The following is a 14669-nucleotide window of genomic DNA, read 5'->3' on the forward strand; positions in this document are numbered from 1 at the left end:
AAAATGACTATTAGGCGTCAGTACAGTCTGCCAAATTGCACCCTAGTTCTAGAAGGGTTGAGCGATGGATCGGCAGCCAGCCAGTTAGATATACGGCCGGTGCTTTCCATATTAATGAGCGCTGAATGCTATGTTACAGGTCTTGGCGAGCCCCTAAGCGGGGGACGGGAGTTTTTTGAAAGCTTGGTGAGGGCCGTCAGCAGCTACGCTCAAGAATTTATGAGCGGAGTGCATTATCCCGATCGCTACGGCCCGAATGTGGGTATGGTGCAGTTACACAGAATTGACGGGAACGTGCATCGGTTGACCGTTCTACCCGCCTCCACAGGCAGCGCAACCCAAATCGATCAAAAAACAGAACTGTCGGCAAAAGTAGATTTGACGACGGTACAGCTATTCGACTTGGTAGAGGCGATCGATCAGTTTTTTGCGGACACGCAGACGCTGCCGGAATTGTCGCTGCAATTAACCCCAATTTCCAAGCGTTACGTTAAGTCAGCCGAACCTTTGGCGAAGCGGAGTTTGCCTGCTGTCGTGGGGGTGTCGAGTTTGGCTTTGGCTGCGATGGCGTTTTTCTTGGTGCCGGTGCCGGAAGTCCAGCGCCAGAGAGATCCGGTGCCGCAGCCCAATCCAGCGGGCCAGAATCAAGGGACGCCGAATCCGGGCGGATCGGGTTCGCCTAATCCCAATCCCACGCCCCCTGCGGGCGGTTTGCTGCCTGGGACTCAAACTCCGAACGCTGAATCGATTTCGCCGACTCCGAGCCCCGCGCCGCAGTCGGACGCTTCACCAAGCGCCACACCGCCGTCGGACGATTCACCTAGCGCCACACCGCAGTCGAACACTTCGCCGGAAAGCACGCCCAGTCCTGTTGCTGAAGGTTTGGCAAGCCCTGAAGCAGCACCCCAGCCAATTACCGATCCAGGGGAAATTGAGCTGTTGAGGGGAAAACTTTCCCAACAAATTGACGGAGTTGTGAAGAATCAGCCTCCGGTTGATGCGGAGTTGGTTTATCGGGTGAGTGTGGCCCAAGACGGGGCGATTGTCGGTTACAAGCCGGAGAATTCGGCAGCAGTTGATCGATCCGAAACGCCGTTGTCGGAGTTGCTTTACAAACCTGTTGGCACCAGACCACCTGCGGAACCGCTGGCTGATTTCCGCGTAGTTTGGGCACCAGACGGGACTGTTCAAGTCACTCCTTGGTAATGGTTAACGGTTGACTGTTAACGGTTGACTGTTAACGGTTGACTGTTGACTGTTGGCGGATACCAAATCCCGCTTAAATGCTCCCTCAATCTCTTAGTCTGGGGAGGCAGACTTGGTTTTTATAGTAGCGATTTCAAGATCCGAATCATCTACAAACCGATTGCTGATTCAAAGGCCTGTTGGTGCGATCGGCTCAATGTCTGGGTCAAATCCTCCAACTTGATTTGTGCGAATTATCCACAAAAATGCTCCCTGTTTTAAGAAAATTTTGGCTATTTCATCTTGGGTGCGTCTGGGCAACATGGTTCGGTAACTAATAGCAGCTTTTATCAGGTTTGCTATACCAACAAAAAATGTTTTTTTCAGTTCAGAATCAATTCCCGCTAATCTCGAATTTTTGCGCCAATCTGGACGGACAATGCCGAGGGGCATTAATACTTTTTCTAAACTCTCTCCTAAAGCTACTAACTGGTGAAACCTTTGGGTTTGTGCGTCGGTGGGATGTGTTTTCAACCAGTCTTGAATCTGAGGATTTGACTCTATTTCGGAAGTGATTTTTTTAATGGTGGCGTAAATTGCCTGACTTGAATCTTGGACGCAAGAAGTTGCTGGCGTGACTAAACTTGCGCCGGTGCCGTCTCCGCTGCGGTAACGGGCCATCATGATATCTAGTTGCTGGTTTAATTCGGTTAAAGGCGACAAGGTGATGCCGTCAAAATCGTAGTCGCAACACACGCAATCTAATTTACAGATGATATCGCAAACCGGGCGATCGCCCAACCAGCCGCGCTGCAAGTCTCCCATGTAGCTTTGCCATTTGCTGGAACCGGCAACAATTCCGTCGGGATTGTGGGCGTAAACTTGTTTGTATTCTATGTCAAAACGCAGTTCGCTGGTAAAGCGATCGCGCACTACTTTTGCTACTCCCAAAGCAAAATGCCCCGTGACAATTCCCAGCGGCGGCCGTTCGCCTTTTTTGCCACCGATACCGCCGAAACTGTGAATCACTATCCCGATATCTCCTTCTTGCCAAGGAGAGATTGAATCGTTTTCTGTAGCCTCATTTGGGGTTAACAATACTCTTTTTGCTTGCCCTTTTTGGGCTGGTGTATTTTCCCAATTTTTGTAGTTTAAATAAGAGAGAGATTTTTTGAGGCCGAAATGTGTTTCATCTGGTGTTAATTGGGCAATTTTGCGGGGTTCGATTGCCTGCACTACAAATATACTGTCTTCGTCTCTTTCGCCGTAAATGTACCAGCCGTCTGGATTTAAGGGGGATTGTTCGATCAGGTGATTGGTAAACCTCGCTACGCCATTTTTATCTGGCTGTACTTGGGGAATCCGAATTATTTCAGCGGCGCCGTCAAATTGTTGAGATGTTTTGTTGAAATGCCGGACAATAAATTTGTCGCTGTCGGCTTCTTTTCGCTGTAAAATTGAGACTAAGGCGCAGAAACGTCCGATAATTTGTACTGGTTCGCGATCGATCGTGAGTTCCTGGCGATCGCTGCTGCTATAATTAATCGCAATCACGGGTCTGCGTAGCATCACAGTCACGCTGTCTTCAAGTCTGCTGCCTGCTAGAGTTTCTAAAGGGCCGACATTTCGCCAGCCGTTCAATCTCTCTGGATGGATATTGCCAGATTTTTGACTTTTTTTAGTTTCTTGTGTGAAGTTTATATCTTGACTGACTGCGTGGACAAAAAACTGTACTTCGCGATTTGTACTCCATTTCAAAAATGCTGTTTTGCCAATGAAATTCTTATATTTTTTGGGGGCATTTATTACTTCAAAAAACACGGTACCGTAGGGCTGGCGCTGTTCGTTGGAGGGCAAAATTAAGCGCCCGTGCCAAAGGGCGATCGGCTTGTAGAGATAGGCAACTACTGGTGAATTTTCGCAGATTATCTCCGGCTGAAGCGCTCTTGAAATAGCGCTTTTGCCTCCAAAAATAGTAGCAGTTAAATTGCCGTCACTTTCTACAAATTTTGGTTCTAAAAAAACTTTTTCAGGTTGTGAAATATTAGGGGTTAAATGACCAGTGTTTCTTGTGAACGATCGCCTAAAGAGGTGATTGTTCTCGAATTTTGCCTGCAACCAAGTGAGGAAAATGCGAATAAAAATAAACGCTGTTAAACCAAAAACAACAGCTAAAATAATCAGCCCCAGGGTCAAAATGAATTGGTTGAAAGACTGACCTGACAGTAAAAAAATGGTTGGCCCGATCCAAGGAAATGCCGCCATAATGTCTAAAAACGAGTTTTAGGTTCGATCCAGTCTTTGCTGGCTTGACTGCCGAAAACTAAGGGTTTGTCCTCGGTGACTGCTACCGTTTGCCCTGTCATATCCACTGCACAAAGAGGCCAAGATCGATCGCCCAAATTGCCTGCGCGGAACAGAACTTTTCCGGGACAAACTTGGCTCCAACCCAACAATACAGCATGAGTGTAAAGACTGCGAGCGGGAGCAACGGTATAAGTGTAGTTATCATTTTTGTCCCAAATGACACCGTAGTCGGACATATCGGAAGAGTTGAAAAGTGCTTCAAATTCGCGGGCGAGAATGCGGGAACCGTCTTGATTCCAAGAAACAGGCACTAAAATGGCGATCGTCCCGGACATATCTGTATCATCGCTAGCATACATCCCACTTTCGGCTAGTGGCGAAGCAGCCGCCACTGTTTGCAGTTCCCCGGTTTTGAGATTTTCCACAAACATGACACTGCTAACCCGACATCGGGAGAATTCCGGCTGTACTTGCAACTCAATTCGACTGTAAGCTGCGTATTGGCCGTTAGTGGATACTAGGGATGGACTGCGATAATAGCGGAGGCCTGTGCCGGCAGTGGAGCTCACTTTAGCATGAGTGGCACTAATCCATTCCCAAGGAACGGGATAAGGGCTATTTAAAGGGTCAGTCATCGGTTTTTTTTCCAAAAATTTTACTGAATTATCCAACAGATTCAGGCTGGCACGCAACAAACTAGAAACCAGGTTTCTGGCTTGATGCTTCGCCACTAAACCCCAGATTTATAGAAACCGAGTTTCTTTTTTAGATTTTAGATGGGAGGGCACATCTCAAATCTAAAATCTAAAATTTCCAATCGGATAGGTAAGATAGTATCGAAATTAATCTGGTATGTACACTGAGAGGGATGAAATATGACGCGATCTTTTAACCAAAAACCTTCAATCCCCCCCACTCGCGTCTCCAAGTCGCGGGGAAAAGGTTTGCTTGTACTGTCGCTGATTTTTCGACTGCTGCTGCTGGGGGTGGGCAGCGGTTTTGCGTGGGTTCTGGGGATGACGATCGCTCAAATTTATCCGTCAGGCGCGACGGAGATGCCGCTGGCAGAGAGATTGCTGCGTGGAACTCAAAATTCGACCTCCAGCCCGAAACGCGCCCCAGCAACGCCAATTCCGGCGCTCCCGCCACCAACCGCTACACCGACTCCCCAGTCAAAAGTTAGTCCTGCCCAGAGAGAGAAATTGCAGTCGGATTTGAGACAGTTGCAGGGTGAACTCAACGCGCTGATTGGTCGCACGGCGGCTTTGGAGAGTCAGTTGGGCAGCAGCCGCCCGACGGAAACTTTGGAAAAGCGTTTGCAGTTGATGTCGCGGCAATTGGCGGGGCCGGAAACGGCGACAAGTCTTGCCCCTGCTTTACCGGCGATCGGCAGCAGCCCGAGTCTGAACCCTGAAACGGTGAATACTGCCCCACAGAATGCCAATAATTCGGTGTTTGGGAGGGATGGGCTGATGGTGACTCTGCCCAGCGATGTTTTGTTTGATACTGGCAGCATTTCTTTGCGCGCTGGAACAAGTGCGATTTTGGACAATTTGGTGGCGGAGTTGAGCAATCACGAGGGGGCAACTGTGCGGGTGGCGGGCCACACTGACGACGCGGGGGAAGCGGCGGACAATCGCAATGTGTCGTTTGCGCGGGCTCAGGCTGTGGTGCAGTATTTGTCTGATGTACTCGGTCAGAAGTATCATTGGGTAGCGATCGGCTATGGGGAAAGTCGCCCTTCGGTGGATAATAGTTCCGATACTAATCGGCAGCGCAACCGTCGCATTGAAGTGGCAATTAATCCTTAGTCAGCGGACTTGTGGATACTAGATTTATTGCATGAATCTTTGATTGATAGTCAACGGCAGATGTAAGGCAGATAAACACGGATAAACGCTGATAATTTCCACAGAGGTGAGCGAATGCTTGCAATTGGAGTCTACTGTGTTGAATTCTCAAGGCGTAAGTTGCTGTCACGCTGAAGGTGTCAGAGGTGGCAAGTCAGAATTATTTTTAGCCTGATCTATTGCCTCTCGATGTTCGCTCCTAAGTTTCGGTTTTAAATACAAGTTCTCAATCAAAGCTGCCACTCCCGCAAACCAAGGCGGCACAATTACAGCTCCAATAATTCCTAATACTTGAACGCCTCCCAAGACAGACAGCAATTGATATAAAGGATGCACACCAACCGATGAACCAACCAGCAAAGGATCGAGTACGTAAGTTTCTAAATTCTGGATAATTACAAATAACAGTAATACCCACAAAAGTACCCAGCCACCTTTAGCTAATGCTACTATTAATGCTGGTCCTGCTCCCAACACTGGGCCGATGAAGGGAATCAAGTTGGTAACACCTGCGATCGCACCCAAGCCTAAAGCAAATTCCGGCATTCCCAAAATGCTCAAACCTGTGGTAATAAATATCCCTAAAATGGCCGAAACTAACACTCGCCCGCGAATATAACTCCCCATTCTTTGACCGATTGGCGCGGCTTGTGCGGCTAATCTTGTGTCCCAAGGTTTAGGGAAAAATTGCACCACACTTTTGATTAATGTGTCGCTGTCGGCTACCATGTAACCTGAAATAAATAATGCTAACACTAGGCTGAAGACCCCGCCTAGAATGCCTCTCGTTAAACTGTACGATCGCAAAACCAGTTGTTGACTCGATCGAATCAGCCAATTAGTCAGCGATTGAGTGTCCACCAACTGACCCACCAAGGTTGGGGCATCGTCGGTTAGGCGACTCAATAAATTAGTTGCCACAGTTCGCAAACTTTCAACATAGAGTGGTAACTGTCGCAGCAGTAACTCTATTTGTTCGATTACCGTGGGGCCGATTAACACTACCGTCCCGCTAAATCCACCGATGAGAGTTAAATAAACCATAATCACCGCCAGCCAGCGCGGAACCCGCATCGTTTGGGCCCAATTAACAATAGGGACGATCGAAGCAGCCAGCACGACTGATATCATCAGAATTACTAGCAGGCTCCGCAATTGCCACAGCAGCACTAGCAGCAAGGACGATGCTACAATTAGCAGCAAGTTAGGTAAAGAAATGGTAATCCGCTGTTCTGACATAATTAAGTAATCAAGGTTTGTATTGGCGCTTATGTCATCCCGCAGGGCGGGTTTATTTATATTCTCATTTACCAAATATATGTCGGGTAAAACCCGCACCTACTCATATTATAATAAAAAGTAACATCGGTTCAAAAAAAAATAATATGCAACCGCAATATTCAACCCAAGATTTCTCCACCCTTTCGTCTATAAAATCACCAACGCTCTTTTACGAATGGCAAAATTACCGTTGTGCTTATGAAGTTTATAACCCAACTACTGCGACAGAAGATAGCATCCCTTTGTTATTAATTCATCCGATAGGAGTTGGTTTGTCAAGAATCTTTTGGCATAGATTTTGTGAGAGTTGGTACAAAGCAGGGAACAGTAATCCGATTTACAATCCCGACCTTTTGGGCTGCGGCGATTGCGAAATGCCGGCTGTGGCTTGCTATCCAGACGATTGGGCCGCACAGTTGCAGTATTTCTTGGAAACTGTAGTCAAAAAACCTGCGATCGTCCTCGTACAAGGTGCTTTACTATGTGTAGCCTTGGCTTTAGCAAAAAGGCAGCAGGAAAGCGGCTCAAATTTAATTCGCGGCTTAGTCCTCGCCGGGCCTCCCGCTTGGGCTGTCATGAACAAACATTCGACAGAAAGACAGCAAAGAATTGTCTGGAATTTGTTAGATTCTCCCTTGGGAAACGCTTTTTACCGCTACGCCAGACGCGCTGATTTTTTGCGCTCTTTTTCTGCGAAACAACTGTTTGGCGATGCGGCACAAGTTGACAGCGAATGGTTGGATGCTTTGCAGGCTGGGGCGGCGAATCCTGACAGCCGACACGCGGTTTTCTCGTTTTTAGCGGGGTTTTGGCGCCAGGATTATAGTGGTACGATTCAAAAGTTCGATCGCCCCGTACTCGTTGTGATGGGAGAAAAAGCCTCAAGCATCAGTCAAGCGGGTAAGGAAGAGAAACCGGATGAAAGATTAGCGCAATATTTAACAACTTTTCCCAATGCGGAAGGTTTATTAATGCCGGGGCGCAATGTTTTGCCCTATGAATCAACCGCAGAATTTGTCGCGGCTGTTGCGGAGTTTGTGAATGGGAGTTTTTAACCGCAGATATCAGCAGATGAACACCGATGAACGCGGATGGAATTTCATCTGCGTTCATCCGCGTTCATCTGCGGTTAAAAAACTCTAAATTTCAACTCCGGTGCCAGATGGTTGTACCATCTTTTTGATCGATCAAAGTAATGCCCCGATCCTTAAGTTCGTTGCGAATGCGATCGCCCTCAGCGAAATCCCTCGCCTTTCGGGCATCTTTCCGCTTCTGAATCATCGCCTCAATCTCCGCAGCACTCAAACCGTCAACCGCATCATTGCTATCACTTTCCGGCTGAACTTCTAAACCCAAAACCCCAGCCAAATTCACCAAAGTCAGCCATTTTTGCTGCAACAATTCCGGTGAAGTTTGTGTTTTGCCTTGATGCACTAAAACATTGCCTTCCTTGCCCAATTCCTTAGCCAATTCAAACAAAACAGTCAAAGCGCCGGGAGTATTGAAATCATTATTCATAGCTGCTTGAAATTGCTGGACTAAGGTGTTATCTTCTCCTGTCAATTTATCAATTTTCTCAACATCCCAACCCAGTTTAGAGCCGTGTTGACTGCCAAAAAGTAAGCCTTCCTTAAGAGTGTGCCAGCCATTTCGAGCGCTAGCGATCGCGTCTTCGGTAAAATCAATTTGACTGCGATACTGCGCCATCAACACAAACAGCCTCACCACCATCGGTTCCACCGCTTTTGACTTCTCGCTTCCTTCATTCTTACTCCCCCCCTTACCAAGGAGGGGCTGGGGGGGGTTAAATTCCCAATCACCCGACCAATTCCCATCCAACAAATCGCGAATTGTAATAAAATTGTGCAAAGATTTCGACATCTTTTTGCCATTGACAGTCACAAAAGCATTGTGCATCCAATATTTAGCAAGTGACTTGCCCGTCGCGGCTTCAGATTGAGCAATTTCGTTTTCGTGGTGGGGAAAAGTTAAATCGGAACCGCCGCAGTGAATATCAATAGTTTCGCCCAAGCAATCGCGCACCATCGCCGAACATTCAATGTGCCATCCGGGACGACCTTTTCCCCAAGATGAATCCCAAGCAGGTTCTCCCGGTTTAGCACTTTTCCACAGAGCAAAATCTGACGAATCTTGCTTTTTTTGAGATTCTATTTCTGCGGTTTCCAATCTACCGCTAGCCCCTGCCTGCATTTCTTCCAACTTGCGGCCCGAAAGTTTTCCGTAATCAGGAAATTGCCTCACGTTGTAGTAAACGTCGCCGCCAGACGCATAGGCATAACCTTTATTTTCTAATTCGTGAATCAGCCGTTTAATGCCGTCGATTGTATGGGTGGCGCGGGGATATTCATCGGCTCTGAGAATATTCAGCTTGTCCATATCTACAAAATATTCATCGATGAAGCGTTCCGCTACGGCTTCCATTGTGGAATTGGTTTCGCGGGCGCGGTTGAGAATTTTGTCGTCAATATCTGTAAAATTCTGCACGTAGCGCACATCGTATCCTCGCCACATCAGATAGCGGCGCACCATGTCCCAAACAATGTAAGCGCGGGCGTGGCCGACGTGGCAGTAATCGTATACCGTAACGCCGCAGCAATACATCCGCACCTTTCCTGGTTCGAGGGGCTCAAAAGGTGATTCGCGACGGGTCAAGCTGTTGTAAAGCGTTAGGGGCATGGGATTTGAGATTTGGGATTGATGTACTGCTCTAATTTATTATATTGCGGTTGGTGAATCTTTCGGTGTCATTACCAAACATCTGTTAAATCTAAGACAAATCCCGGTAACACATCTTCCCCTGACAAAGTGCTGGGATTATCTAATATTTCCACAGCCTGATTTTGTCTGTATATCTCAACTTTCTGGTTTTTGCCATCGATTAACCATCCCAAAATGGCTCCATTTGCGATGTAGAGCGGTTCTCAAGAAAGTGAAATACACGGGCTAGTTCGATGCCCCATGCTTTTATGCCCGATGCCCAATCCCCAAGAGCACCTCATGTTACTGAGAAAGGCTATATTCCAGCATTTTTTCTGGCAATGGTTCCAGGTTGTCAGACTTAGAACGCAATGATTCAGAAGAAAGAGCGACCTTAGAAGGGAAGAGAGAAAGTAGTACGTCAACAGATGCTAGAATATCTCAGCCCCAAAGTTGCCATTTTTTTATCCAAACAGTAACCAAAACAGTTAAAGGGCGATCGCGCACGCTTAACAGTTATTTACAGTTTGTAGGGGAGGAGTTGACAGTGAAATATAAAGAAAAAAATAGTTTCAAAACAGGAGTCAAATGGCTACTGTGGTCTAGTTTTCTCACTCTAGGCATCGGCGGCGGCTTATTTGCCTACGGGTTATATCAAAACCGACCTCCCGAACCCATAGGAGTGCGCTTGATACCCGTCAAAATTGGCGATATTGAAGATACGCTTAATGAAAGCGGCACTATTGAATTGGCTGGTCAACAAACTCTTAAATCTCCCGTTGATGGTACTGTTGATGAAGTGTTAGTAAAAATCGGGCAAAATATCACATCTGGTCAGAACTTAATCACTCTTCGTAACCCCCAAAAACAAACAATTCTCACCAAGCAAGAGTTGGTGATTCAAAAAGAAAAACTCACTCTAGAAAGCTTACGCCAAAAACTTGTCGCAGCCCAGGAAACGCTCAGTATCGCCCAAGGAAGACTTCAAAATTATAAATCCGGGCAAAATAACGATTTATTAGAAATTAAAAAACAGGAAATTGCCTTAGCAAATAATCGCAAAAAAATTGTTGACGCGGAGGTGGTTTTGGCTGCTGCTGAGCGGAAACTTACGGAGCAAAAAGCATTATTTGAAAGAGGTTATATTCCGGGAAATGACGTGCGCTCCCAAGAAGACGAAGTTCGCAAGGCTAAAGTCAGTTTACGAGAGGCACAGTCTCAAATCAACACCGATTTGCTCGACCTCAAAAGTCGGCAAATGCAGCGACAAGATAAAGAGCAAGAACTTCAGGAAAAAGCGAGCGCTGCTGAGTCAGTAGTGCGACAAGCTCAGTTAGATGTTGCTACAAATAGCCGCAGTCTCCAAAGCTCTCTGCTTGAGTACCGAGAAAAAGAACAGGAACTAAAAAACAATATGGTGACTGCATCTATTGATGGCAAGGTACTTAATATTCAAGTTAAAAATGGCGACGGAGTGACGCGGGGAACAGAGCTTTTGACATTAGGCGACCCTTCACAAGAACTGGTAAAACTACAGCTTTCTACCCTCAATGCTGCTAAAGTTAGACCCAAGCAGTCCGTCCGTATCAGCATTATTGGCCCCAATCCTAAGCAGTTTTCAGGAAAAGTAGAAAGCTTGTATATTCTTGCTAAAAGTGGTGATAGTAAAGGAAATGACGACTCTAATCAAGGCAGTCAACCAACGGTTCCTGCAACGGTAAGACTCGATGCTCCAACCCGGACTTTGATTCCAGGGAGTCAAGTGAATGTGGAGATAATTTTGCAGCAGCGCCAGAAGGTAGTAGTTTTAGATACAGAGGTAATTGTGCGATCGGACTCTAAGCCTTTTGTGTGGATTCGGGACAGTCAAGGCAAAGCCCAGAAACGGTCAGTTACATTAGGTTTAGAAGGATTAACACAGGTAGAAATAACTTCTGGTTTGCGGCCAGGTGACAGTGTTGTGATACCCCCTCCTGAACCTTCCTTAAAGCCAGGAACTCCTATTCAGGAAGAAAAAACCACTGAAAAGAAAGAAAAAACAGACGGTGACGATCTGGAATAAAAATTAAAGAGTAGGATCAAATCAGCTAATTTTATTAATGTACGAAATGTTGATTTTTAATTTTTAATTACTTATGAGCCTTTCTCCTTTAGACCTCCTCCGCCTTACTTGCATTTCCCTAAGTGGCAATCTTTTGCGCTCTGCCCTAACTACAGTCGGAGTTTTCATGGGTGTAGCTGCGGTCAGCGCAACGTTGCAAGTTGGCAACATTAGCCGCGCGGTGATTGCTGAACAACTAGCCAAGCGAGAAGCACCTCAATTTAGAATCATTATCTGGGATGACTTAGGTTTGAAGTTAGAAGATATGGAATTTTTACGGAATCGGCTGAAAGGAATTCAGGCGATTAGCGGAGCAAAGTTGTTTCGTTATAACGAAAAAGTTATATTTCAGGCTGAAGAAGCGGAAACTAATATCTTCGCTGTTTCTGAAGATCATTTATTGACATCGGGGCGGCGATTAATAGCGGGGCGTTTTTTTTCCCCTAATGATTTTACTAATTATCGACCTGTAGTGGTAATTGATGAAATGCTGGCGACACAACTTTTTAAAGGTGGCATAAAACCTGTAGATCAGCGCATTTATGCTAACGGTAGACCTTACATTGTTGTTGGCGTAATGGAGAGCAAGGAAGGCTTTTCTGACAAAATCGAAGCTGAAATGTGGGTGTCGATGTCGGTTTACAAAGCGATGACAGGTAGCCAGACAATTGGGGGAATTTCCGTGCGTCCTTACAATCTCAAAGATATTAAAGGGATGGAAAAGCAGGGAAAAAAGGTTTTGAAGCAGCGCTTTCCCAAGGCAGAGGTTCATACTCGGAACAATGTTAAGAAAATTTTGGAGCAGCAGGAAATTCTGGAACTTGCTTCACAGGGACTATTGGCAGTGGGGGTAATTTCGCTATTGGTGGGAGGGGTTGGTATTGCTAATATTACGATCGCGGCGGTGATGGAACGTACCCCCGAAATTGGTTTGAGACGTGCGATCGGGGCTACTCAGAGAGATATATTGTTGCAGTTTATTCTAGAAGCAGTAATTCTGAGTTTAGCGGGGGGAATTGCTGCTATTGTGACGGTACACGGGTTAACGGTGGTGGTTGCGGATGTTTTTAAGTTGCCTTATAAATTTGACAGCAACACAGCAGCTTTGGCTCTAGGAGCGGCATTAGCGGTGGGTGTAGGAGCTGGATTTTTCCCGGCTCTGCGAGCTAGTCAACTCGATCCTGTTAAGGCGCTGCGTCAAGGGTAGTCATCCCGTAGGAAATCGCCATAGAATTACTTGCAGAAATCACTGGAGTTAGCATGACTGAGCAACCGCACGAAGATTATCTCCCAAATAGCGATTCCCCTGCTCGCTACGAGATTCCTTGGATATTTCGTTTTAGCCTAGTTATGGTTGCAAGCTGTGGGCTATTGGCGATATTTGCTGTTGCTTTTAAGTCTAGTTCAACAGTCAAAACTGATGTTAGCTCTAAATCTGCGATCCCGCCAAAAATTCTGCCACTTACCACTAAAAAACATCTCCCACACATCCAAAACCCACCGCAAAATCAGGCGCTCATTAAACCCCCAAATCAGAGAGAAACGCTATCTACAAACCAGAGAATAGTTATTCCTCAATTCCCCGACGAAAATCCAACAAGTAAAATCAAACACTCACCCATTCCCCATTCCCAATCCCCAATTCCCAGTTCCCAAGTATTAACAACTTCTACTACTCAAAAAAAACCTGTTCAACCAGAATCAATAGTAATTTCTGAAGCTCCACCAAATCCAGAAATAACAGCAGAACCCATACCTGAAAATAGCCAAGAGCCAACTATTCAACAGCAATTTATAGCGGATGAATTAGGGGTTGAACTGACACTACCGGAAGTTGTATTTTTAGGCTTAGAAAACAACAGAGATATCAAAAATCAATACCTCGAACGCATCGCCCAAAAACAAGATTTAGCCGTAGCAGAAGGCTTATTTGTCCCTATTTTTACACCGAGACTATCCGTGTCATCAATTCCTTTGAGGAATGGGGGAAGAGTCGCCACTACTGGCGAAGTCGATTTATCTGCCCAGGTGAGTGTCAAAATTCCCACAGGAGGAAATATAAGTTTTGTGTGGAGTGGTAAACAAGGACAAGATGCGAATGGTTTTGGCATTAATAGTGAAGGTTCTTTAAGTCAAAATCTCAGGTTAAATTTTACCCAACCTCTGTTAAGGGGAGCTGGAGTTGCTGTCAATCGAGCACCCATTGAGATTGCTCGCCTGAGTGAAAAAAGAAATATTCTGAGTTTGAAAGGGACGCTAATTGAGACAATCACCTCAGTAATTTTAACCTATCGAGAGTTGATTAAGGCTCAGGAACGAGTTAAGATTTCACAAAGCTCTCTGGAAATTGCCCGTCAGCAATTGGAGATTACTCAGGTTTTGATTGAGGCAGGAATACTAGCAAAAGTTGAGATTTTTACAAGTGAAAAAGCTGTGGCAGATCAGGAAGTGACAGTATTAGCTAGTGAGGAGCAACTGAAGAAGGCAAGATTAGCACTGCTGCAAATTCTAGACCTCGATCGCAATCTTAATATAACAGCAAGAGAAGATGCTGCTGTACAGACTAACCCTCTGGATTTCTATAAGATTCTACCATTAGCTCTGTCAAATAGTCCTGATTATTTACAAGTACAGCTCGACCGGGAAATCGCTAAATATAACTTGCTCGTAGCGGAAAATAATCGACAATGGCAAGTGGATCTAAATGCAAGTATTAATAATAATAATAATGCTACTAATCTTTCAGACAGCAGCTCGGATTTGAGAGTGGGACTGGTTTTGACTCGCGAATTTGGAAAGAGAGGAATTGAGCGAGATTTTCAGAATAGTCGTATTAAGCTATTACAAGCTGAGAATATTTTAAAGGAGTCCAATCAAAAGCTGGAAGTTGGGGTCAGAAATGCAATTCGAGATATAAATTTGAATCTTAAGCAAGTAGAACTAGCTCAAAGGTCAAGCGAGTTAGCGCAAAAGCAATTAGAAATAGAGCAAGAAAAAAGAAGATTGGGAGTGGGAAGTTCTCGGAGTATCGAGATTGTGACTTTTCAGAAGGAGTTAATAGAGGCTAGAAATGCAGAACTTAATGCGAGGATTGCCTATTTTAATGCTTTGACAAATCTTGATAAAATAATAGGTACTACTTTGGAGACTTGGCAGGTGAGGATTGAAAATGAAGAATGATGTTAGTTAGTTGTTATCGGATTGAATGAGACTTGTCAGTAATTCCA

The 14669-nt window shown here is 45.7% G+C and carries 10 protein-coding genes and 1 pseudogene; 6 read left to right on the plus strand and 5 right to left on the minus strand.

From position 1 onward, the window contains the following. The first annotated feature begins 3 nt into the window (after nt 1–3). A complete protein-coding gene (locus NDI35_RS07195; protein WP_445312120.1) occupies nt 4–1206 on the plus strand; it encodes a DUF4335 domain-containing protein in 1203 nt (400 codons plus the stop codon). Between the two features lie 168 nt (nt 1207–1374). On the opposite strand, the gene NDI35_RS07200 is transcribed toward NDI35_RS07195, so the two are convergent. Next, nucleotides 1375–3450 (minus strand): abortive infection protein, encoded by a 2076-nt coding sequence (locus tag NDI35_RS07200; protein WP_445312121.1) that lies wholly within the window; start codon nt 3448–3450, stop codon nt 1375–1377. 5 nt (nt 3451–3455) lie between these two features. Further along, nucleotides 3456–4127, minus strand: a complete 672-nt coding sequence (locus NDI35_RS07205; RefSeq protein ID WP_445312122.1) for a hypothetical protein — start codon at nt 4125–4127, stop codon at nt 3456–3458. 240 nt (nt 4128–4367) lie between these two features. On the opposite strand from NDI35_RS07205, the gene NDI35_RS07210 reads away from it, so the two are divergent. Beyond that, entirely contained in the window at nt 4368–5303 is a 936-nt protein-coding gene (locus NDI35_RS07210; RefSeq protein ID WP_445312123.1) for an OmpA family protein, read from the plus strand. Between the two features lie 165 nt (nt 5304–5468). Here the strand turns inward: NDI35_RS07210 and NDI35_RS07215 are convergent, their stop codons facing one another. Next, a complete protein-coding gene (locus NDI35_RS07215) occupies nt 5469–6581 on the minus strand; it encodes an AI-2E family transporter (RefSeq protein WP_445312124.1) in 1113 nt (370 codons plus the stop codon). Nucleotides 6582–6727: 146 nt separating this feature from the next. Here NDI35_RS07215 and NDI35_RS07220 point away from each other — a divergent pair, with 146 nt between their 5' ends. After that, a complete protein-coding gene (locus tag NDI35_RS07220) occupies nt 6728–7678 on the plus strand; it encodes an alpha/beta fold hydrolase (protein WP_445312125.1) in 951 nt (316 codons plus the stop codon). Nucleotides 7679–7769: 91 nt separating this feature from the next. Here the strand turns inward: NDI35_RS07220 and cysS are convergent, their stop codons facing one another. Together cysS and NDI35_RS07230 are read right to left on the minus strand one after the other, a co-directional pair. Next, nucleotides 7770–9320, minus strand: coding sequence for a cysteine--tRNA ligase (cysS, locus tag NDI35_RS07225; RefSeq protein WP_445312126.1), 1551 nt, complete (start codon nt 9318–9320; stop codon nt 7770–7772). Nucleotides 9321–9391: 71 nt separating this feature from the next. Further along, nucleotides 9392–9556: pseudogene (locus NDI35_RS07230) on the minus strand (Uma2 family endonuclease); the annotation flags it as partial. Nucleotides 9557–9888: 332 nt separating this feature from the next. Between NDI35_RS07230 and NDI35_RS07235 the strand changes: the two are divergent. From NDI35_RS07235 to NDI35_RS07245, 3 genes are all read left to right on the plus strand, one after another. Further along, complete coding sequence (locus NDI35_RS07235; protein WP_445312127.1) at nt 9889–11403, plus strand: efflux RND transporter periplasmic adaptor subunit; 1515 nt, start codon at nt 9889–9891, stop codon at nt 11401–11403. A gap of 73 nt (nt 11404–11476) precedes the next feature. After that, nucleotides 11477–12649 (plus strand): ABC transporter permease, encoded by a 1173-nt coding sequence (locus tag NDI35_RS07240; protein WP_445312128.1) that lies wholly within the window; start codon nt 11477–11479, stop codon nt 12647–12649. A gap of 53 nt (nt 12650–12702) precedes the next feature. Then, nucleotides 12703–14622 (plus strand): TolC family protein, encoded by a 1920-nt coding sequence (locus NDI35_RS07245; protein WP_445312129.1) that lies wholly within the window; start codon nt 12703–12705, stop codon nt 14620–14622. The last annotated feature ends 47 nt before the right edge of the window (nt 14623–14669 follow it).

The sequence above is a fragment of the Microcoleus vaginatus FACHB-2002 genome (genome assembly GCF_040004035.1).
Lineage (GTDB): Bacteria > Cyanobacteriota > Cyanobacteriia > Cyanobacteriales > Microcoleaceae > Microcoleus > Microcoleus vaginatus_C.